This window comes from Pseudomonas sp. GW456-L13, from assembly GCF_017350115.1.
Taxonomy (GTDB): Bacteria; Pseudomonadota; Gammaproteobacteria; order Pseudomonadales; family Pseudomonadaceae; genus Aquipseudomonas; species Aquipseudomonas jessenii.
Map to the genome: position 1 here is coordinate 655,567 of NZ_JACNAS010000002.1, position 22,202 is coordinate 677,768.

Consider the following 22,202-nt stretch of genomic DNA (forward strand, 5'->3'; position numbering starts at 1 on the left):
ATGCGCGTTCTGCACTTTTATAAAACCTACTTGCCCGACTCCATGGGTGGCATCGAACAAGTCATTTTCCAGATGAGCGAAAGTGGCGCGCGCCATGGTGTCGACAGCACTGTGCTGACCCTGAGCAATAATCCGGCACCGGGCGTGTTGCAGATCCGCGAGCACCAGGTGCATCAGGCCAGGATGGATTTTCAACTCGCCTCCACCGGTTTTTCCTACAGCGTGTTCAAGCAGTTTCGAGAGCTCGCGGCTGAAGCCGACGTGGTCAACTATCACTTCCCCTGGCCCTTCATGGACCTGGTGCATTTTGTCAGCGACATCAAAAAGCCCAGCGTGGTCAGTTACCACTCCGACATCATTCGCCAACGCCATCTGCTCAAACTGTACCGTCCGTTGATGCGTCGGTTCCTGGACAGCGCGGATCGAATCGCCGTGGCGTCCCCCAACTACTTTCACACCAGCGACGTGCTCAAGGACTACCACGATAAGACCCGTGTCATCACCTATGGCCTGGACAAGTCGGGTTATCCGACGCAAGACGCGGCGCGGACCGAGCGCTGGCGCCAGAAGCTGGGGGACAAGTTCTTCCTGTTCGTCGGTGTGATGCGCTACTACAAGGGGCTGCACATCCTGCTTGAAGCGATGCAGGGGCTGAACTATCCCGTGGTGATCGTGGGCGCCGGCCCGCTGGAAGCGGAGCTGCATGCCCAGGCCAGGGCGCTGGGCCTGAGGAACCTGCACTTTCTCGGGTTCCTGGGCGACGAAGACAAGGTCGCCTTGCTCGAGTTGAGTTATGCGGTGGTGTTCCCGTCGCACCTGCGCTCCGAAGCCTTTGGCATTTCGCTGCTGGAAGGCGCGATGTATGGCAAACCGATGATCTCCAGTGAAATTGGCACTGGCACCAGTTACATCAACATCCATAACGAGACCGGGCTGGTGGTGCCACCGAGCAATCCATCGGCGTTTCGCGAGGCGATGCGCACGCTTTGGGAAAACCCGGTGCTGACGGCGCAAATGGGCGAGAAGGCGCAGGCCCGTTATCAAAATCTGTTTACCGCGGACGAAATGGGTCGCAAATGGGCAGCGCTGTATGAGGAACTGCTGGAAGAAAAAGCCCTCGCCTACGCATGAGGTTTTTTTGCAGATCCGAGTTGTCTCTGCTGCTGTGCTCTAACAGTGTTACGATCCCGCGACTGTAGATTTTCCATGGCTTGCGCAGGATGTGTGCAAGCCGTCGACTCTTCCTATTGGCCCCCCCGACTTTCTGCTGACCGCCTATGCAACGTCTGCTCAATGACCGCCTGGACTGGAACCTGCTGCGCACCTTTCGGGTGATTGGCCAGGAGCAGAGCATCAGCCGCGCTGCCGCCCGCCTGCACCTGACGCAACCGGCAGTGAGTCAGGCGCTCAAGCGCCTGGAGGAACAACTGGGCCGCCAATTGATTGCCCGTCGCGGGCCACGTTTTGCCCTGACTGAAGTCGGCGAGCAGATCTTCGCCCTGGCCGGGGAAATCTACGGGCAAATGTCCCAGGTCAGTAGCGTGCTGGAACAACCGGCCGACGAAGTGATCGGCAAAGTGCGGTTGCTGATCATCAGCCGGATCTTCTCCGAGCGCTTTGATGACTTTCTCGCCGACTTCCATCGTCAATACCCGCGAGTGGATCTGGAAGTCGACGTGATGCGCAGTTCCGACATCATCAGCGCCCTCCAGGAAAAAACCGCGACCCTCGGCCTGAGCCTCAATCGGCGCCCGCAGCCACGCCTGGAGCAGCGCTTGTTCCTGCGTCAACGCTATGCTTTTTTCTGCGGCAAGCACCATGGGCTGTTCGGCCAGCAGGACGTCGCCGAAGGGGATTTGCAACGGGAGAACTTCGTCAGTTTCACCAGTGACCAGATCGGCGGCATGCTCTCGCCGCTGACGATTTTCCGCGATCAGCAGGGTTTCAGTGGTCGCATCGTCGCGTCCTCACCGAGCCTGGAAGAAGTCCGGCGACTGGTGATCGCCGGCTTCGGTATCGGCTGTCTGCCCGAACACGTGGTGGCGGCCGACGTCGACGCCGGATTGCTCTGGCGCCTGCCGCCCCACGAGGGGATTGCCGATGTGGACATTCATTTGCTGTGGAACCGCGAACAGCGCATGAGCCGTGCCGAGACGATCTTTCTCGAAAGCCTGCAACAACGGCTGACGGACTAAACGCGCAAGACTTGCGTCACCGGTTCACCGGCCTGCAAGCGTTCGAGCAAGCGCGGCTCGCTGCGATCCGAAGCCAGCGCCTGATCGATGACTGCCACCGCCGATGCCGTGTCGAGAAACAACACGCCGTTGTCGTCCGCCAGCACCCAATCCCCCGGCTGCACCGTCACGCCGGCGCAGTGGATGGGCTGATTGATGGCGCTGTCGCCACGGCCGTGCAGCTTGGTGGTCAACAGGCTGGTGCCTCGGGCGAACACCGGCAACCCGGCTTCACGCAGCTCCAGCAGATCGGTCACTGCACCATCCACCACAATACCCACAGCCCCGGCACAGCGTGCTGCGCAACTGGTCACCGCACCGACCGGCGCGTGCCGATGATCGCCACCGGTGTCGATCACCAGCACGTCGCCCGACCTGATTTGCGCCAGGGCCCGGTTGACGGCAATGGCATCGGCGCCCACCAGTTTCAGGGTCAACGCACGGCCAACGACTTTTACATTGGGCACCATGGCCCGCAGTTGCGGATCGGCAAAACCTTCTTCGAGAAAGTGCCCGAGGGTCGGAAAGCTCACGGCCTTGAGCTGTTCGATCAGTTGCGACTCATCCATGCTGCGGCTCCCCGGCAATCAGTTCGGCAACACAGTCGATCTCCAGCGATACGCCCCACAATGCCACGCACACCGTGGTGCGCGCCGGTGGCGCATGGCCCAGGAACTCGCGGTACACGGCGTTGAACGGCTCCAGTTGCGCGGGGTCGGTCAGGTAGGCATTGACCTTGATCACATGGCTGAAACCGGAGCCCGCCTCGATCAGGATCGCTTCGAGGTTGCGCAAGGTTTGCCGTACCTGCTCGGGGAAATCAGCAGGCTGTTCGTCGAGGCTGCCGTGGGCCGGAATCTGCCCGGCGGTGAACACCAGGTGGCCGCTGACCACGGCCTGGGAGTAAGGCCCGACCGGGTCGATGTAGCCCGGGGCCGATTGAATTCTGCGCATGTTGTAGAACTCCAGATGTCAGGCCGTAGCCGATTTGAAGGGTTTACCGGGAGCCGGATCGTCTGTGGGGACGACGCTGGGGATCTCGCTGATGTCCTTCTTGAAGGTCTCGGTCAACAGCAACAGGGCCACCAGGGAAATCAATGCCGCACCGATCATGTACCAGGCCACCGACGAACCTTTGCCCGTCGCGGCCAGCAATGCCGTGGTGACGATAGGCGTCGCCGCGCTGCCGAGCAGGCCGGACAACATGTAGCTGATGGACAAACCGGAATAACGCACCCGGGTGCCGAACAGCTCGGCGAGGAAGGTCGCGATCGGCCCGTAGTTGGCGGCGAACGCGGTCATCAACAACAGATAACCGAACACCACCATCGACAGCTCCTTGGTGTCCATCAGCCAGAACATCGGGAACGCCACCAGCGCTTCGGCGATGATGCCGCCGACAATGATCGGTTTGCGTCCGAAGCGGTCCGAAAGCGCACCGAACACCGGCAACATGACAATGCACCAGGCGCAGGACAGCAGCACCACACCGAGCATCACGCTGCGGCTGAAGCCGAGATTCTGTGTGCCATAGGTCAAGCCGAACGCCACGATAATGTTGAACGAAGCGCCCGTGGACATGGTGGCAATACCCCCCAGCAGCACTTGCTTCCAGTATTTGCGGAATACTTCCGCCAACGGCATTTTCACTTGCACTTCGGCTTCCTTGACCTTGTTGAAAGCCGGGGTTTCCGAGATGTTCAGGCGGATATACAAACCGACGGCGATCAGTAACACGCTGGCCAGGAACGGAATACGCCACCCCCAGGCCAACAGATCCTCCGGGGACAGCCACGCCGCGATCAACAGGAATGCCAGGTTGGCAATCATGGTCCCGGCCGGCACGCCGATCTGCACCCAGGAGCCGTACAAGCCACGCTTGTTGGCCGGCGCATGCTCCACCGCCATCAGCACCGCCCCGCCCCATTCGCCCCCCAATGCCAGGCCTTGCACGACCCGCAGCAGCAACAACAGGATCGGCGCCCAGATACCGATGGTTGCAAAGTCAGGCAACAAGCCGATGGCGAAGGTGGCCGCGCCCATGGTCAGCAGCGAGATCAACAGCATCGACTTGCGCCCCAGGCGATCACCGAAATGCCCGAACAACGCCGCGCCGACAATCCGTGCCAGATACGCCGAAGCGAAGGTGCCGAACGCCAGCAGCGTTCCGATCAGCGGCACGAAATCCGGGAAGAACACTTTGTTGAACACCAGCGCTGAAGCCGTGGCAAACACGAACAAGTCGTACCACTCCACGGTGGTGCCAATCACACTGGCCACCGCGACTTTTTTCATGCTGATTGCAACTTCCGGTGGTGCGCCGGACTTTTCTGCGGACGATAGATCGCTCATCACTGTCTCCAGGAATTTATTTAATTGTTTTGAACTGGCAGTAAAACGGTTGAGGCGACGGTTGTTGTTATGGCTTACGGGAAACTGGTTCCTGTAGGAGCGAGCCTGCTCGCGATGAACTCAAGAACACCGCGTTTAACCGACAAACACGCGAAATCGTTAACGACCATCGCGAGCGGGCTCGCTCCTACAGGGGGTGAGTTAGTTCAATATCCCAATACTCGGTCGGCGCAGTTGAGTAACGGCTCGCCAGCATTCAATCGACGAAAGTTCTCTGCCACTTGCTCGGCAATACAGTCATGGGACGCCGCCGAAGCCATGTGCGGGGTGATGGTGACACCGGGCATTGTCCAGAGCCGGTGATCGACCGGCAGCGGTTCCTGCTCGAAAACATCCAGCATGGCGCCGCGCAAATGCCCGCTCGCCAGGGCCTGTTCGAGATCGTCGATGTTCAAATGACCGCCCCGGCCACAGTTGATCAGTGCCGCGCCGCTGGCGAGCTGTTCGAAAGTGGCTCGTCCGAGAATCCCGCGGGTTTCGCTGGTGAGTGGCAACAGGTTGATCAGCAACTCGACGCCGTCGAGAAAAGGATGCAACGCATCACCCCCGGCGAACGTGCGCACACCGGGCAAATCCTTGCTGCGCCGCGCCCAGCCGCGCACGTCGTAACCGGCTGCGACCAGATCCAGAGCAATCGCACTGCCCAGCGATCCGAGCCCCATCACACCGACTTTGAACTGCCCCGCCGCCCGTTGCAGCGGCCGCTCCCAGCGTTGCTCCCGCTGGTGCGACAACACCTGATCGAAACCGCGGTGATAGTGGATCACCGCCCAGCGCACGTACTCGGTCATGCCTTGGCGATGGCCCGGGTCGACCACACGGCAAACCTGCAGGTCCGGGCACGACGGATCGTGATCGAGGTGATCGATACCGGCGGCCACCGAGTGAATCACCTGCAGGTTCGGCAAGGCACCGAGACTGCCCGGCAAGGGAAACCAGCACGCCGCCATCTGTGCATTGGCGGCCCGGGAATCGTCGGCCAGCACGGCGGTGAGCTGCGGCGCACTGCGGGCAAACGCCGCCTGCAATTGCTTGAGCAGCAAGGTGTCGCGGGACAGCAGAACCACAGTGTTGATGACGGCGTTCATGACAAATATGACTCGCGCTGGGATTCGATCAACGTCAGGGCGGCCTCCCAGGCCAGGTCGATGATGTTGTCCTGCTCATCACGGTCGAACTGCTCGGCGGTGTGCGCGCAGACTTCCGGCGACGGGTAATGCAGTGCCGAACCACCAGCCAGCGCCTGCACCTGGGCCTGACAGGCCCGCTCCAGGAAGTGGATTTCCTGGAACGCCTGGGCCACGCCCGATCCACCCACCAGCAAACCGTGGTTGCGCAGGATCATCGCCCGGTGCGGACCGAGGTCGGCAATCAAGCGCTCGCGCTCATCCAGCGACAGCGCGATGCCCTCATAGGTGTGATAGGCCAGCTTGCCGTAGAACTTCAGCGCATGCTGACTGATCGGCAGTAGGCCCTGCTTCTGCGCCGCGACCGCCATGCCGGCCGCCGTGTGGGTATGGATCACACAGTTCAGGTCCGGACGCGCCATGTGGATCGCCGAGTGAATCACGAAGCCGGCAGCGTTGACCCGATGGCCCGCGTACTCCGGGTCGACCACCCGCCCTTCCTGATCGATGCGCACCAGGTCCGAGGCGCGCATGCGGTCGAAGATCACCCCGTAGCGGTTGATCAGGAAGTGATGCTCAGGTCCCGGAATCCGCAGGGTGATATGGGTGTCGATCAGGTCGGTCATGCGAAAGTGCGCGACCAGTCGATACAGCGCAGCCAGTTCGCAACGGGCTTGCCATTCAACCGGGTCGATGTGTGCAGGTTTACTCACGAATACACCTCTTTAGCAGCGTGGGTGACGACCGGGTTGGCGCGCAGGCGGGCCAGGCCGCAAACACCGATCAGGGACAGGGCCGAGAGCAAGGTGAAGAACACCGCCAGCGGCAACCATTGTCCGGAAAACTTGCTGGCCAGCAGGGTGCCGATCAGCGGCGTGGTGCCGCCGGCCACGGCGCAAGCCAATTGGTACGCGATGGAAATGCCCGAGTAGCGCAGGTGCACCGGGAAGGCCTGGGTCATGTAGCCGGCGATCACCGCGTAAAGCGCCGAAAGAATCACCACCGCCAGGGCAATGCCGGCAGTCATGAACACAATGTTCTGCGTGCCTACCAGCAGGAACATCGGGTATGGCGTGACCATGCAAAGCAACGCGACCCATTTGAGAAAACGACCTTCGCCGATACGTTCGGCGATCAGCGCCGAGAGCGGTTGTGAGAGCAACTGGATGACGGTCACCAGAAACAGGCAATCGAGAATCGTCGAACGGGCAATGCCCTGATATTGGGTGACATAGGTGATCATGAAGGTGTTGGTGAAGAAGAACCCGGCCGAGCCGATGGTCACGGCAGCGGCGGCGAACAGGATCTGCCGCCAGCAGGTACGGATCACGTCCATCACCGGGTATTTGGCGGTCTCGTTGTTGTCCTTGGCCTTGGCGAATTCCGGCGACTCGTGAACGCCGGAACGGATCAACAGCCCGACCATCATCAACACGCCGCTGGCGAGGAACGGCAAGCGCCAACCCCAGGCGAGGAAATCCTCTGGCTCAAGGGACGTCACCAGACGGAAAGCGATCAGTGCCAGCAACAAACCGGCGGGACTGCCGAGCTGGGCGAACGATGCGTAGAACGTCTTGCGCTTGGCCGGCGCGTGTTCGCTCGCCATCAACACCGCCCCACCCCACTCACCACCGACCGAAATGCCCTGAATGACACGCAGCACGATCAGACCAATGGGTGCCCAGATGCCGGCACTGGCGTAGCTCGGCAACAGGCCAATACCCGCCGTGGCGACGCCCATCAAGGCCATGGTCACCAACAGCATTTTCTTGCGCCCGAGACGATCGCCCAGATGACCGAACACCATCCCGGCCATGGGACGGGCAATGAAGCCGACCGCGAAACTGCCGAACGCCGCCAGGGTACTCATGACCGGGTCGCTGCTGGGGAAGAACACTTGCCCAAGGACCAGCGCCGCCGCGGTGGCGTAGATGTAAAAGTCGTAGAACTCGATGGTCGTGCCAATGAAGGCAGCGGCCGCGGCTCGGCGCGGTTGGGGAGTAGTGTGCATGCAAGGACCCTGTGTACTTATAGTTTTTGGGCAGGTGTTAAGGCTGATGACGGTTGCGCTCTGTGGCACTTGTGGGCTTTATCGCTTCCATGCCAGGATTAGTCAATTTTCAATTCCTTATCTTTACTATTAGCACCGCTACTGCATGAGGTTTTATGCCTTCTAATTCCAACCCGTGGGTCGGGCGTCGCTTTCTCAATGACCGCCTCGACTGGAACCTGCTGCGCACCTATCTGGTCATCGGCCAGGAAGGCAGCATGAGCCGCGCCGCCGCGCGACTGCACATCACCCAGTCGGCCGTCAGCCAGGCGCTGAAACGACTGGAAGAACAACTGGAATGCGTGTTGATTGCCCGCAGCGGACGACGCTTTGATCTGACGGAAACCGGGGAAGAAGTCCTGCGCATAGCGGCGGATATCTACGGGGATATTTCACGCCTGGGGACGGTAGTAGAGAGTCGTCACGACGACGTGGTGGGCAAGATCCGCATCCTCACCGTCAGCGGTGTGCAGGCTCGGCATTACGATGACTTCCTCGCTGATTTCCATGAAACCCATCCGAAAATCGAGCTGGAAGTCGAGGTCATGGGCAGTTCGAACATCATCAGTTCGCTGCTGCAAAAAACTGCGACAGTCGGCGTTGGCCTGTGCCGCTTGCCACAGCCACGACTGGAACAACGGGTACTGTTTCGCGAGACCTATGCTTACTTTTGTGGCCAACGTCACCGGCTGTTCGGGCAACAGAATCTGACTCTGGAACAACTGGCGGCGGAAAACTTCGTCAGCTTCACCAGCGATCAACTCGGCGGCAATCTTTCACCCCTGACGCTGTTCCGCGACCAGCAAGGCTTCACCGGCAAGATCGTCGCCTCCTCCACCAGTTTCGAAGAAATTTACCGCTTGATCTGCGCGGGTTACGGCATCGGCGCCTTGCCCACCCATCTGGTGCGCCGGGATGTCGAGCAAGGTCTGCTCTGGCGCTTGCCGCCGGAAGACGGGGTGGTGGATTTCGATATTCAGTTGTTGTGGAATCGCGAACAGAAGATGAGCCAGGCCGAAACGGTGTTCCTCGAGAGCTTCCAGCACATGCTCAGCATCCGTGAGCCTGTGCTGTGAAGCCATGAAGGTTCAGACGTGAGGTTCGCCCGGTGCCTTGCTCGGCGCTGCGTACTGCGGCTTGAGGTGCCCGTCCTGATCAAGTAGCCAGGCGTCCATGATCTCCCGCACGACCGGTCCGGCGACACGACCACCGGCCTCGCCGTTTTCGATCATCACCGAAATCACGATTTTCGGGTGCTCGGCCGGGGCAAAACCAACGAACAAGGCGTTGTCGCGGTTACGCTCGCGGGTTTTCTCCCGGTTGTAACGCTCACCCTGCCTGATCGCCACCACTTGCGCGGTACCACTCTTGCCGGCGATACGGTACAGCGCGCCCGCGGCTGCGGCCCGGGCAATCCCGCGGGCATCGTGCATCACCATCTGCATGCCATGGTTGACCTGCTCCCAGTCGCGAGGATCCTTGAGCAGAATGTTCGGCATCGGATGCTCATCCACCGGCGCGACACCGTCCACGGTTTTGGCCAGGTGCGGGCGATTCCACACGCCTTTGTTGGCAATCAGCGCCGTCGCCTGGGCCAACTGCAGTGGCGTGACCTGCATGTAGCCCTGGCCGATACCGAGAATCACCGTCTCGCCCGGAAACCAGGCCTGACGACGGGTGGCGCGTTTCCAGGCTTGGGATGGCATCAGGCCGGCGGACTCTTCATTCATGTCCAGGGAGACTTTCTCACCCAGTCCGAACATGGCCATGTAGTCGTGCAGACGATCGATACCGAGCTTGTGTGCCAGGTCATAGAAGTAGGTGTCGTTGGAACGCATGATCGCCGCATCCATATCCACCCAGCCGTCGCCGCTGTGGTTCCAGTTGCGGTATTTGTGATCGAAATCCGGCAGCTGGTAATAACCGGGGTCGAACACACGGGTCTGTGGCGTGACGACACCGGCATCGAGGCCAGCGATTGCCATTTCCGGCTTGATGGTCGAACCCGGCGCATAGAGACCGCGCAGCACACGGTTGAACAGCGGTCGGTCGATGGAGTCCCGTAGCGTGGAGTACTCCTTGGAACTGATACCGGTGACGAACAGATTCGGATCGAAACTCGGGTTGCTGACCATGGCCAACACTTCACCGGTCGAGGGATCCAGTGCGACCACCGAGCCACGGCGATCGCCCAAGGCTTGCTCGGCGGCTTCCTGAAGCTTGACGTCGAGGCTCAGGACAATGTTTTCGCCTGGCACCGGGTCAGTGTGCTTGAGCACTCGCAGCACGCGGCCCTGGGCATTGGTTTCGACTTCCTCATAACCGACATGGCCGTGCAGTTGCTTCTCGTAGAATTTTTCAATCCCGGTCTTGCCGATGGATTGGGTGCCTCGATACTCCACGGTATCCAGAGCCTTTGATTCTTTCTCGTTGATACGTCCGACGTAGCCGACCGAATGGGCGAAGTGCTCGCCCAATGGATAATGCCGAACGAACTGAGGCTCGACATCGAGGCCCGGCAAGCGGAACTCGTTGACGGCGAGTACGGCAATTTGCTCTTCGCTCAGTTCATAGAACAACGTCACGGGTACGAAGGGGTGACGTGCCTGCTTCATCGCCTTGTCGAACTGCGAGCGGTCTTCAGCGGGCAAATGCAGGAGATTGACTACCTCGTCCAGCTCTTCGTTTACATCGGTAGCACGTTCGCGGGTGATGGTCAGGTTGTAGCTGGGACGGTTATCCGCGAGGAGTACGCCGTTGCGGTCGTAGATCAACCCGCGAGTCGGTGTAATTGGCAGGACATGTACGCGATTGTTTTCGGAGATGGTCGAGTGATAGTCGAACTCGACTACCTGCAGGACATACAGGCGCACTACCAGCGCACAGGTGACAGCGGCAACGAACAAGCCGCAGGCCATCAGCCTTTTATTGACCAGGCGTGTCTCTTTCTCGTGGTCCTTGATGGGTATCGGTTCGGGCATTTCTACAGCAACTCTTTGAAAAGAATGCCGATCCGTGGGCGCAAACTCAGTCCATTAAAAATGAGCTGCACCTTAGCAAAAGCGCGGAGTCAGGTTTATGTGATTTTTTTTACAATGACCTTGTAGGAGCGAGCTCGCTCGCGAAGAACGCCAACGATGACGCGGGAAACCTGACGCCCCGCAGCGCTCGCGGGTTTTTCGCGAGCGGGCTCGTGCCTACATTGCGGACAAAAACAAAACCCCTACCTGCATACGCAGATAGGGGTTTCGGAATTTAATCTTGACGATGACCTACTCTCACATGGGGAAACCCCACACTACCATCGGCGATGCATCGTTTCACTGCTGAGTTCGGGATGGGATCAGGTGGTTCCAACGCTCTATGGTCGTCAAGAAATTCGGGTACTGAGTCGTGGCCGGCTGGCCTCGCTTCAGCAAATTGGGTATGTGACAGCTTTCGGTGTTTTGTGAGCGTCGAACTTTCGGTTCTTTCGTCTTCACACACCGCAATCTGATGCTCTTTCGAGTAGTCAAATTGCTTGGGTGTTATATGGTCAAGCCTCACGGGCAATTAGTATTGGTTAGCTCAACGCCTCACAGCGCTTACACACCCAACCTATCAACGTCGTAGTCTTCGACGGCCCTTCAGGGGACTCAAGGTCCCAGTGAGATCTCATCTTGAGGCAAGTTTCCCGCTTAGATGCTTTCAGCGGTTATCTTTTCCGAACATAGCTACCCGGCAATGCCACTGGCGTGACAACCGGAACACCAGAGGTTCGTCCACTCCGGTCCTCTCGTACTAGGAGCAGCCCCTCTCAAATCTCAAACGTCCACGGCAGATAGGGACCGAACTGTCTCACGACGTTCTAAACCCAGCTCGCGTACCACTTTAAATGGCGAACAGCCATACCCTTGGGACCGGCTTCAGCCCCAGGATGTGATGAGCCGACATCGAGGTGCCAAACACCGCCGTCGATATGAACTCTTGGGCGGTATCAGCCTGTTATCCCCGGAGTACCTTTTATCCGTTGAGCGATGGCCCTTCCATACAGAACCACCGGATCACTAAGACCTACTTTCGTACCTGCTCGACGTGTCTGTCTCGCAGTCAAGCGCGCTTTTGCCTTTATACTCTACGACCGATTTCCGACCGGTCTGAGCGCACCTTCGTACTCCTCCGTTACTCTTTAGGAGGAGACCGCCCCAGTCAAACTACCCACCATACACTGTCCTCGATCCGGATAACGGACCTGAGTTAGAACCTCAAAGTTGCCAGGGTGGTATTTCAAGGATGGCTCCACGCGAACTGGCGTCCACGCTTCAAAGCCTCCCACCTATCCTACACAAGCAAATTCAAAGTCCAGTGCAAAGCTATAGTAAAGGTTCACGGGGTCTTTCCGTCTAGCCGCGGATACACTGCATCTTCACAGCGATTTCAATTTCACTGAGTCTCGGGTGGAGACAGCGCCGCCATCGTTACGCCATTCGTGCAGGTCGGAACTTACCCGACAAGGAATTTCGCTACCTTAGGACCGTTATAGTTACGGCCGCCGTTTACCGGGGCTTCGATCAAGAGCTTCGCGTTAGCTAACCCCATCAATTAACCTTCCGGCACCGGGCAGGCGTCACACCCTATACGTCCACTTTCGTGTTTGCAGAGTGCTGTGTTTTTAATAAACAGTCGCAGCGGCCTGGTATCTTCGACCGGCGTGGGCTTACGGAGCAAGTCCTTCACCCTCACCGGCGCACCTTCTCCCGAAGTTACGGTGCCATTTTGCCTAGTTCCTTCACCCGAGTTCTCTCAAGCGCCTTGGTATTCTCTACCCAACCACCTGTGTCGGTTTGGGGTACGGTTCCTGGTTACCTGAAGCTTAGAAGCTTTTCTTGGAAGCATGGCATCAACCACTTCGTGTTCCAAAGGAACACTCGTCATCAGCTCTCGGCCTTAAGATCCCGGATTTACCTAAGATCTCAGCCTACCACCTTAAACTTGGACAACCAACGCCAAGCTGGCCTAGCCTTCTCCGTCCCTCCATCGCAATAACCAGAAGTACAGGAATATTAACCTGTTTTCCATCGACTACGCTTTTCAGCCTCGCCTTAGGGACCGACTAACCCTGCGTCGATTAACGTTGCGCAGGAAACCTTGGTCTTTCGGCGTGGGTGTTTTTCACACCCATTGTCGTTACTCATGTCAGCATTCGCACTTCTGATACCTCCAGCAAGCTTCTCAACTCACCTTCACAGGCTTACAGAACGCTCCTCTACCGCATCACCTAAGTGATACCCGTAGCTTCGGTGTATGGTTTGAGCCCCGTTACATCTTCCGCGCAGGCCGACTCGACTAGTGAGCTATTACGCTTTCTTTAAAGGGTGGCTGCTTCTAAGCCAACCTCCTAGCTGTCTAAGCCTTCCCACATCGTTTCCCACTTAACCATAACTTTGGGACCTTAGCTGACGGTCTGGGTTGTTTCCCTTTTCACGACGGACGTTAGCACCCGCCGTGTGTCTCCCATGCTCGGCACTTGTAGGTATTCGGAGTTTGCATCGGTTTGGTAAGTCGGGATGACCCCCTAGCCGAAACAGTGCTCTACCCCCTACAGTGATACATGAGGCGCTACCTAAATAGCTTTCGAGGAGAACCAGCTATCTCCGAGCTTGATTAGCCTTTCACTCCGATCCACAGGTCATCCGCTAACTTTTCAACGGTAGTCGGTTCGGTCCTCCAGTCAGTGTTACCTAACCTTCAACCTGCCCATGGATAGATCGCCCGGTTTCGGGTCTATTCCCAGCGACTAGACGCCCTATTAAGACTCGCTTTCGCTACGCCTCCCCTATTCGGTTAAGCTCGCCACTGAAAATAAGTCGCTGACCCATTATACAAAAGGTACGCAGTCACCCAACAAAGTAGGCTCCCACTGCTTGTACGCATACGGTTTCAGGATCTATTTCACTCCCCTCTCCGGGGTTCTTTTCGCCTTTCCCTCACGGTACTAGTTCACTATCGGTCAGTCAGTAGTATTTAGCCTTGGAGGATGGTCCCCCCATATTCAGACAAAGTTTCTCGTGCTCCGTCCTACTCGATTTCATGACTAAGAGATTTTCGCGTACAGGGCTATCACCCACTATGGCCGCACTTTCCAGAGCGTTCCGCTAATCTCAAAGCCACTTAAGGGCTAGTCCCCGTTCGCTCGCCACTACTAAGGGAATCTCGGTTGATTTCTTTTCCTCAGGGTACTTAGATGTTTCAGTTCCCCTGGTTCGCCTCTTGCACCTATGTATTCAGTACAAGATAACCATCTTATGATGGCTGGGTTCCCCCATTCAGACATCTCCGGATCAAAGTCTGTTTGCCGACTCCCCGAAGCTTTTCGCAGGCTACCACGTCTTTCATCGCCTCTGACTGCCAAGGCATCCACCGTATGCGCTTCTTCACTTGACCATATAACCCCAAGCAATCTGGTTATACTATGAAGACGACATTCGCCGAAAATTCGAATTTCTCAACTAAGAGAACTCACAAATTTTACCTTAGCCTGATCCGTTACCAGTGAAAGTAACGTTCAGTCTATCTTTCTATCACATACCCAAATTTTTAAAGAACGATCTAATCAAAAGACTAGAAATCAATATTCACATCGGAATACTCATTTCTAAACTTTCAGAAGCAGTTATATGGTGGAGCCAAACGGGATCGAACCGTTGACCTCCTGCGTGCAAGGCAGGCGCTCTCCCAGCTGAGCTATGGCCCCATAACAAAATTGGTGGGTCTGGGCAGATTCGAACTGCCGACCTCACCCTTATCAGGGGTGCGCTCTAACCAACTGAGCTACAGACCCAATTTCGAGCGCGTAACTGTTAGCTTGGAGCTATCAGCTTGGAGCTTAAAGCTGCTTCTATCGTCTTCTTCAATGAATCAAGCAATTCGTGTGGGAACTTATGGAGCAGCTGAGTCGTCGATTAAGGAGGTGATCCAGCCGCAGGTTCCCCTACGGCTACCTTGTTACGACTTCACCCCAGTCATGAATCACACCGTGGTAACCGTCCTCCCGAAGGTTAGACTAGCTACTTCTGGTGCAACCCACTCCCATGGTGTGACGGGCGGTGTGTACAAGGCCCGGGAACGTATTCACCGCGACATTCTGATTCGCGATTACTAGCGATTCCGACTTCACGCAGTCGAGTTGCAGACTGCGATCCGGACTACGATCGGTTTTGTGGGATTAGCTCCACCTCGCGGCTTGGCAACCCTCTGTACCGACCATTGTAGCACGTGTGTAGCCCAGGCCGTAAGGGCCATGATGACTTGACGTCATCCCCACCTTCCTCCGGTTTGTCACCGGCAGTCTCCTTAGAGTGCCCACCATAACGTGCTGGTAACTAAGGACAAGGGTTGCGCTCGTTACGGGACTTAACCCAACATCTCACGACACGAGCTGACGACAGCCATGCAGCACCTGTCTCAATGTTCCCGAAGGCACCAATCCATCTCTGGAAAGTTCATTGGATGTCAAGGCCTGGTAAGGTTCTTCGCGTTGCTTCGAATTAAACCACATGCTCCACCGCTTGTGCGGGCCCCCGTCAATTCATTTGAGTTTTAACCTTGCGGCCGTACTCCCCAGGCGGTCAACTTAATGCGTTAGCTGCGCCACTAAGAGCTCAAGGCTCCCAACGGCTAGTTGACATCGTTTACGGCGTGGACTACCAGGGTATCTAATCCTGTTTGCTCCCCACGCTTTCGCACCTCAGTGTCAGTATCAGTCCAGGTGGTCGCCTTCGCCACTGGTGTTCCTTCCTATATCTACGCATTTCACCGCTACACAGGAAATTCCACCACCCTCTACCATACTCTAGCTTGTCAGTTTTGAATGCAGTTCCCAGGTTGAGCCCGGGGCTTTCACATCCAACTTAACAAACCACCTACGCGCGCTTTACGCCCAGTAATTCCGATTAACGCTTGCACCCTCTGTATTACCGCGGCTGCTGGCACAGAGTTAGCCGGTGCTTATTCTGTCGGTAACGTCAAAACAGCAACGTATTAAGTTACTGCCCTTCCTCCCAACTTAAAGTGCTTTACAATCCGAAGACCTTCTTCACACACGCGGCATGGCTGGATCAGGCTTTCGCCCATTGTCCAATATTCCCCACTGCTGCCTCCCGTAGGAGTCTGGACCGTGTCTCAGTTCCAGTGTGACTGATCATCCTCTCAGACCAGTTACGGATCGTCGCCTTGGTGAGCCATTACCTCACCAACTAGCTAATCCGACCTAGGCTCATCTGATAGCGCAAGGCCCGAAGGTCCCCTGCTTTCTCCCGTAGGACGTATGCGGTATTAGCGTTCCTTTCGAAACGTTGTCCCCCACTACCAGGCAGATTCCTAGGCATTACTCACCCGTCCGCCGCTGAATTCAGGAGCAAGCTCCTGTCATCCGCTCGACTTGCATGTGTTAGGCCTGCCGCCAGCGTTCAATCTGAGCCATGATCAAACTCTTCAGTTCAAACATCTTTGGGTTTTGAGAAAACCCTAAACTTGGCTCAGCAATCGTTGGTTACATCTTTGATTTCTCGCGGAGTAACTTGTGATGCTGATAATCTGTTGACTAGCAGTCTGACTCCACAAGCACCCACACGAATTGCTTGATTCAGTTGTTAAAGAGCGGTTGGTTAAGATCTTTCGTCTCAACCGAGGCGCGCATTCTACAGCAGCCTCATTTGCTGTCAAGTGATTATTTTCAGAAGCTTTCAAAGTTTCCTTTGTAACTTCAACCACTTGCGCTTCAGATCTCTCATCAGCGGGAGGCGAATTCTACAGCGTTACACGCTGCTGTCAACACCTCTTTTTCAACTCCCTTTCGACTTCGATAAACTGAAGCAACCTGCTGCCGAAAACTGCGTAACTCTTTGTTTACCAAGGAGTTTTCCGTTTCGACTGCGCCGGAAGTGGGGCGAATTATAGAGATCTGAAATCTGCCGTCAAGCACTGATTTAGGTTTTCTATCGATATGTGCAAAAACACTGCTTATATATAGACGCGCCTGCAAGGAATGCGCAGTATATTGCCCAACACAAATAGAAACGCCCTGATTCCTATATTTCGGACGATGCCACGTAATGAATGACCAGCCTCGCAGCCTAGCCTCTACTCTGTTCTCGGTTGGGCTGCTGCTCATAGCCATGGCATCGATCCAGTCCGGAGCCTCCCTGGCCAAAAGCATGTTCTCCGTTGTCGGTCCTCAGGGGACGACAACATTACGACTGATTTTTGCCAGTGTGATCATGATGCTGATACTGCGTCCATGGCGGGCAAAATTCACTGCAAAGTCCCTGCGCACCGTCATCGTCTACGGAATGGCGCTGGGCGGCATGAACTTCCTCTTCTATATGTCGTTGCAAACCGTCCCGCTGGGCATCGCGGTGGCGCTTGAATTCACCGGCCCACTGGCGGTGGCGATCTACGCCTCGCGTCGCGCGATCGACTTTTTGTGGATTGCCCTGGCTGCCGCAGGCTTACTGTTACTGATACCGACGGGAGAAACGACCACCGGCATCGATCTTGTAGGCGCCGGTTATGCCTTGGGCGCAGGGGTCTGCTGGGCACTGTACATTTTGTTCGGTCAAAAAGCCGGGGCCGACAATGGCGTGCAAACCGCCGCGCTGGGGGTAATGATCGCTGCGCTCTTCGTAGCCCCCATCGGTATTGTCCATGCAGGCTCAGCTCTGCTGAGCCCGTCATTGATCCCTATAGCCCTTGGCGTCGCCATCCTGTCCACAGCCCTCCCCTACACCCTGGAGATGGTCGCGCTGACCCGCATGCCGGCCAGAACCTTCGGCACACTGATGAGTATCGAGCCAGCCTTCGGCGCGCTATCTGGCTTGCTGTTCCTTCATGAATACCTCTCGCTGTCACAATGGATGGCAATCATGTGCATCATTCTGGCATCCGTCGGTGCCACCATGACCATGAGCACTAGCACCAGACCAGCCGTAGCGGCGGATTGAAAGCAGATATGAAACGGCTCTGGTATTTGCCGCTCAATTAGGCCATGTTTAGCCCCGCACCCCAGTGTCATGACATGGACCATTTCAGATAGGGATATCGGTACGCGTCAAGCGAAAGTGAAAGCGGCCAAACCCGGGCACAAGATCCGGGGACGCTATAAGGACAGTAATGAAACGATTTTTGATGCTGATCGCCGTACTTGCAATTGCGGGCTGCGCAGCGACTTCGGAAACACAGATCAAGCACGGTAAGAAAGGGCTGCACATCAACTGTTCCGGACTGTCTTCGTCCTGGGACAAGTGCTACGCCAGCGCCGCCAATTCCTGCGCCCCCAAGGGATACAAGGTCATTGCCAAGTCGGGAGATGCAGTGGAAGAGCCCGGCGATTACCCGTTTGGCCTCAATCCTGCGGGCTATACCAGCCGCAGCATGATTGTCATCTGCAAATAGGCAGGGCCGTCGGGTCAGGTTCTCGGGCTTGCGATCTGACGGCCAATTTCCTCGTAGCTGGAGTTCAGCACTGTGCGCTGGATATCCGGACTAGCCAGCATGCGCGCTACGACCAGCGCGCCAATACATTGCGACAGAATCGCCCACGCCAGGCTGTCGCTTTGCAGAATACCCGCCCAACTTTCCTGAAGCCGACAAATCCAGTGCTCTGCCTGTTGACGGACAGTCAGGTCGGAACGGGCAATTTCCGCCCCCAATGCCGGCAATGCACAACCGGTTTCCGGATTCTCGACGTGAGACATACTCAGGTACTGCTTCAAGCAGCGTTCAAGCTTGTCACGGTCCTTTCCCTCCCCCAGTCGCGCCAGGCTTTGCCCCAACTCACGCTCGACAATGCTGGCGAACAACTCGTCTTTCGACGAGAAATGGCTATAGAAGGCGCCGCCACTCAAGCCAATCGCTTTCATCAGGCCGTCCACGCCCACCGTTGAAAATCCGGACTTCTTGGCCGATACCGCACTGCTTTCCAGCAGCCTTTGCCTGGTTTCCAGCTTGTGACTGGCCGAATAACGCATTGCCTTTCTCCCTAGCTTGCTCGCCTTGACGTCTGTCGAATCATAGCATAACGTTCGTTTAGTTAACGATCGTTTACCAAAAGGGATCTACCCATGAATAACAAGAAGGTCGTTCTTATCGTCGGTGCAGGTGATGCCACGGGTGGCGCCATTGCCAAGCGTTTTGCCCGGGAGGGTTTTGTCACCTGCGTTACCCGCCGCAGTGCGGACAAGCTCCAGCCACTGGTGGATGCCATAAAGGCCGATGGTGGCGAGGCCCACGGTTTCGCCTGCGACGCCCGCAAGGAAGACGACGTAGTCGCACTGGTCGAGCAGATAGAAAGCGAGATCGGCCCTATCGAGGCATTCGTGTTCAACATCGGCGCGAACGTGCCGTGCAGCATTCTCGAAGAAACCGCACGCAAGTATTTCAAGATCTGGGAAATGGCCTGTTTTTCCGGTTTTCTCAATGCGCGTGAAGTGGCCAAACGCATGGCCAAGCGCCAGCGGGGCACGATCCTGTTCACCGGCGCCACTGCAGGCCTGCGTGGCGCAGCCGGCTTCGCCGCATTTGCCGGTGCCAAGCACGGCATTCGTGCGCTGGCGCAAAGCATGGCCCGAGAGCTCGGCCCTATGAATATTCACGTTGCCCATGTCGTCGTCGACGGCGCCATCGATACCGATTTCATCCGCGACAGCTTCCCCGAGAAATACGCGACCAAGGATCAGGACGGCATCCTTAACCCCGAACACATTGCCGAGAATTACTGGTACCTGCACAGCCAGCCCCGCGACGCCTGGACTTTCGAACTGGACCTGCGTCCCTGGAGCGAACGCTGGTAATTCCCCCCCACACACAACAACAAGACGAGCGCCTTGAACATGAGCAAAACCGTGGAGTTCTACTTCGACCTCGGCAGCCCCGCCACCTATCTGGCCTACACTCAGCTACCGAAGATCTGCGCGCAAACCGACACCCGGTTGATCTACATTCCGCTCTTGTTGGGCGGAGTGTTCAAAGCCACCGGTAACGCCTCTCCGGCGACTGTCCCCGCCAAAGGCCGCTACATGTTTGAGGATCTGGACCGCTACGCCAAACGCTATGGCGTGCCTCTGAAATTCAATCCCCACTTCCCGATCAACACCTTGATGCTCATGCGCGCCGTAACAGGCATGCAGTTGCGCCACCCTGAACGCTTTGCAGCTTTCATCGATTGCCTGTTCAAGGCCATATGGGTCGAGGGTCGCAGCCTGGATGAACCGGCAACCGTCGCGGCAGTGCTCAGCGAAAACGCTTTCGATCCGCAAGAGGTGCTGGCCCTGACCGCCGATGAAGAAGTAAAAGCCCTGCTCAAGGACAACACCGAAAAAGCCGTACAGCGAGGCGTATTCGGAGCCCCAAGCATGTTTGTCGACAATCAGCTGTACTTCGGCCAGGATCGGCTGGACTTCGTGCTCGAAGCCTTGAGCTGAAACTCGACCACCAACCGCCCCTTCGCCGCTCTATGGCTCAGGCGCTGGATAAAGCGCCTGAGCTGCACATAAACAAATAGCTACGCCGGAACCAATAAAAGCTCCCGATCAGATAGCCGCCGTGCGGGTATTGAGCCACTCCAGCGCGGCACCTTCGACCAACGGACTCAGGCGCTCGCGCACTTCGGCGTGGTAAGCGTTGAACCACTGCTTCTCGTCCTCGGACAACAGCGAGGTTTCCAGGCAACGCGTGTCAATCGGGCACAGGGTCAGTGTTTCGAACTTGAGGAACTCGCCGAATTCGCTTTTGCCCGCCTCACGGTTCATCGCCAGGTTTTCAATGCGCACACCCCAACGACCCGGACGATAGGTGCCCGGTTCAATGGAGGTGATCATGCCGGGTTGCATCGCGGTTTGCGGGGCTGGCGCGGCCTGATAAGCAATGACTTGCGGACCTTCGTGGACGTTCAGGAAGTAACCGACGCCATGACCGGTGCCGTGACCGTAGTCGACACTTTCCGCCCAGATGGGCGCACGGGCGATGGCATCGAGCAGCGGCGACAGAATGCCTTTCGGGAACTGGGCGCGGGACAAGGCAATCACCCCCTTGAGCACTCGGGTGCAATCGCGTTTTTGCTCATCGGTCGGTGTGCCCACAGCAACCATGCGCGTGATGTCGGTGGTGCCGCCCAGATACTGGCCGCCGGAGTCGATCAGCAGCAGGCCGTCCCCTTCGATCACCGCGTGTTCTTCTTCGGTGGCATGGTAGTGCGGCATCGCGCCATTGGCGTTGAACGCGGCAATGGTGTTGAAACTCAGAGACACATAATCCGGACGGCGTTCACGGGCCGCGGTGAGTTTTTCGTCGATGGTCAGTTCGGTGATGCGCTCGCGCCCCAGCGCCGAGTCCAGCCAGGCAAAGAATTCGCACAGTGCTGCGCCGTCCTGTTCCATGGCCTGCCGGATGTGTTCGGCATCGGCCAGGCTTTTTTGCGATTTGGCCAGGGTGGTCGGGTTCAGGCCTTCGATCAGTTTCACCCCGCTGTCGAGGTTGTCCAGCAAGCCCGCCGTGACCCGCGCCGGATCGACTTGCAGGCTCGCGCCGCTCGGTACGGCACGCAATGCAGTAGCGACTTCGCTGTAATCGCGCAAGGTCACCCCGTCCCGTTCGAGGATGGCGCGCAGTTCGGCGCTGACTTTGCTCAAGGCGACAAACAGCGTGGCCTGTTGCTGATTGATCAAGGCGAAGGAAACAAACACCGGGTTGAACGACACGTCGCCGCCACGCAGGTTGAACAGCCAGGCGATATCATCCAGGGTGGCGATGAAATGCCAGTCGGCACCCCGCGCCTGCAGGGTTTCACGCAGTTTGGCGAGTTTTTCGCCACGGCTGACGGTCGCCTGTGGTGGCAAGTGCTGATAGATCGGTTCGTTCGGCAGGCCGGGGCGGTCGCTCCAGACGCCGTTCAGCAGGTCGATGTCGGTGCGCAGGCGAGCGCCACGCTCTTCCAGTTTACCGCCCAGGGTCCGTGCCGAAGCCACGGCCATGACCGCGCCATCGACCGCGACAACACCACCCTCGGGGGTTTGCTCGGCCAGCCATTCCAGTGGTCCGGGTTGACCCGGTTGCAGCTTGACCAGGTCAATGCCGCTGCCGTTGAGTTCCTTGGTCGCCTGCTCCCAGTAACGGCTGTCGGCCCAGACACCTGCAAAATCCGGAGTCACGATCAGGGTGCCGACCGAACCATGGAAACCCGACAACCACTGGCGCCCCTGCCAGTAGCCCGGCAGGTATTCGGACAGGTGCGGATCGGCCGACGGCACCAGCAAGGCGTGAATGCCCTCCCGGCTCATCAGTTCGCGGGTTTGCGCCAGGCGCTGGGGCACCGATCCATTGATCGAAAGCTGCGTATTCATCGTG

Annotated in this window: 16 protein-coding genes, 2 tRNA genes and 3 rRNA genes; 7 read left to right on the forward strand and 14 right to left on the reverse strand. The window is 57.5% G+C overall.

Translation table 11 applies throughout. From position 1 onward, the window contains the following. Both J4D25_RS16995 and J4D25_RS17000 read left to right on the forward strand, forming a co-directional pair. Positions 1-1,131 carry a glycosyltransferase family 4 protein gene (locus J4D25_RS16995; protein WP_057713896.1) on the forward strand — a complete coding sequence of 377 codons (1,131 nt, stop codon included), beginning with the start codon at positions 1-3 and terminating at the stop codon, positions 1,129-1,131. 146 nt (positions 1,132-1,277) lie between these two features. After that, complete coding sequence (locus J4D25_RS17000; RefSeq protein ID WP_057713895.1) at positions 1,278-2,195, forward strand: LysR family transcriptional regulator; 918 nt, start codon at positions 1,278-1,280, stop codon at positions 2,193-2,195. Here the strand turns inward: J4D25_RS17000 and J4D25_RS17005 are convergent. The 6 genes from J4D25_RS17005 to J4D25_RS17030 form a co-directional block, all read right to left on the reverse strand. Further along, a complete protein-coding gene (locus J4D25_RS17005) occupies positions 2,192-2,803 on the reverse strand; it encodes an RraA family protein (protein WP_057713894.1) in 612 nt (203 codons plus the stop codon). The genes J4D25_RS17000 and J4D25_RS17005 overlap by 4 nt on opposite strands. Continuing rightward, a complete protein-coding gene (locus J4D25_RS17010) occupies positions 2,796-3,188 on the reverse strand; it encodes a RidA family protein (RefSeq protein ID WP_057713893.1) in 393 nt (130 codons plus the stop codon). Before J4D25_RS17010 ends, J4D25_RS17005 begins: the two co-directional genes overlap by 8 nt. An 18-nt stretch (positions 3,189-3,206) precedes the next feature. Then, a complete protein-coding gene (locus J4D25_RS17015; protein ID WP_057713892.1) occupies positions 3,207-4,586 on the reverse strand; it encodes an MFS transporter in 1,380 nt (459 codons plus the stop codon). A 206-nt stretch (positions 4,587-4,792) separates the two neighbouring features. Beyond that, entirely contained in the window at positions 4,793-5,734 is a 942-nt protein-coding gene (locus J4D25_RS17020) for a glyoxylate/hydroxypyruvate reductase A (protein WP_198530233.1), read from the reverse strand. Further along, the gene (locus J4D25_RS17025; protein ID WP_007988289.1) at positions 5,731-6,486 is read right to left on the reverse strand and encodes a class II aldolase/adducin family protein; all 756 of its coding nucleotides are present in this window, start codon (positions 6,484-6,486) and stop codon (positions 5,731-5,733) included. Before J4D25_RS17025 ends, J4D25_RS17020 begins: the two co-directional genes overlap by 4 nt. Next, a complete protein-coding gene (locus J4D25_RS17030; protein ID WP_057713891.1) occupies positions 6,483-7,784 on the reverse strand; it encodes an MFS transporter in 1,302 nt (433 codons plus the stop codon). Before J4D25_RS17030 ends, J4D25_RS17025 begins: the two co-directional genes overlap by 4 nt. Before the next feature lie 155 nt (positions 7,785-7,939). Here J4D25_RS17030 and J4D25_RS17035 point away from each other — a divergent pair, with 155 nt between their 5' ends. Further along, the gene (locus J4D25_RS17035; RefSeq protein ID WP_057713890.1) at positions 7,940-8,899 is read left to right on the forward strand and encodes a LysR family transcriptional regulator; all 960 of its coding nucleotides are present in this window, start codon (positions 7,940-7,942) and stop codon (positions 8,897-8,899) included. Between the two features lie 12 nt (positions 8,900-8,911). On the opposite strand, the gene mrdA is transcribed toward J4D25_RS17035, so the two are convergent. From mrdA to J4D25_RS17065, 6 genes are all read right to left on the reverse strand, one after another. Continuing rightward, a complete protein-coding gene (gene mrdA, locus J4D25_RS17040) occupies positions 8,912-10,804 on the reverse strand; it encodes a penicillin-binding protein 2 (protein WP_057713889.1) in 1,893 nt (630 codons plus the stop codon). A 278-nt stretch (positions 10,805-11,082) separates the two neighbouring features. Then, a 5S ribosomal RNA gene (rrf, locus tag J4D25_RS17045) occupies positions 11,083-11,198 on the reverse strand. A gap of 156 nt (positions 11,199-11,354) precedes the next feature. Continuing rightward, positions 11,355-14,246, reverse strand: a 23S ribosomal RNA gene (locus J4D25_RS17050). 234 nt (positions 14,247-14,480) lie between these two features. Next, a tRNA-Ala gene (locus J4D25_RS17055) sits at positions 14,481-14,556 on the reverse strand. Between the two features lie 10 nt (positions 14,557-14,566). Then, positions 14,567-14,643 (reverse strand) — tRNA-Ile (locus J4D25_RS17060). Positions 14,644-14,765: 122 nt separating this feature from the next. Next, positions 14,766-16,302 (reverse strand): 16S ribosomal RNA (locus J4D25_RS17065). The 16S, 23S and 5S rRNA genes sit together here with 2 tRNA genes alongside, the layout of an rRNA operon. 613 nt (positions 16,303-16,915) lie before the next feature. Here J4D25_RS17065 and rhtA point away from each other — a divergent pair. Both rhtA and J4D25_RS17075 read left to right on the forward strand, forming a co-directional pair. Then, entirely contained in the window at positions 16,916-17,803 is an 888-nt protein-coding gene (rhtA, locus tag J4D25_RS17070) for a threonine/homoserine exporter RhtA (RefSeq protein ID WP_057713888.1), read from the forward strand. A 169-nt stretch (positions 17,804-17,972) separates the two neighbouring features. After that, complete coding sequence (locus J4D25_RS17075; RefSeq protein ID WP_057713887.1) at positions 17,973-18,254, forward strand: hypothetical protein; 282 nt, start codon at positions 17,973-17,975, stop codon at positions 18,252-18,254. A 14-nt stretch (positions 18,255-18,268) separates the two neighbouring features. Here J4D25_RS17075 and J4D25_RS17080 read toward each other — a convergent pair whose 3' ends face one another. Next, entirely contained in the window at positions 18,269-18,829 is a 561-nt protein-coding gene (locus J4D25_RS17080) for a TetR/AcrR family transcriptional regulator (RefSeq protein ID WP_057713886.1), read from the reverse strand. 93 nt (positions 18,830-18,922) lie between these two features. On the opposite strand from J4D25_RS17080, the gene J4D25_RS17085 reads away from it, so the two are divergent. Further along, positions 18,923-19,651, forward strand: a complete 729-nt coding sequence (locus J4D25_RS17085; RefSeq protein WP_057713885.1) for an SDR family oxidoreductase — start codon at positions 18,923-18,925, stop codon at positions 19,649-19,651. Between the two features lie 39 nt (positions 19,652-19,690). Further along, the gene (locus J4D25_RS17090) at positions 19,691-20,281 is read left to right on the forward strand and encodes a 2-hydroxychromene-2-carboxylate isomerase (RefSeq protein ID WP_057713884.1); all 591 of its coding nucleotides are present in this window, start codon (positions 19,691-19,693) and stop codon (positions 20,279-20,281) included. Between the two features lie 108 nt (positions 20,282-20,389). Here the strand turns inward: J4D25_RS17090 and J4D25_RS17095 are convergent, their stop codons facing one another. Next, the gene (locus J4D25_RS17095) at positions 20,390-22,198 is read right to left on the reverse strand and encodes an aminopeptidase P family protein (RefSeq protein ID WP_057713883.1); all 1,809 of its coding nucleotides are present in this window, start codon (positions 22,196-22,198) and stop codon (positions 20,390-20,392) included. Positions 22,199-22,202: the final 4 nt, after the last annotated feature.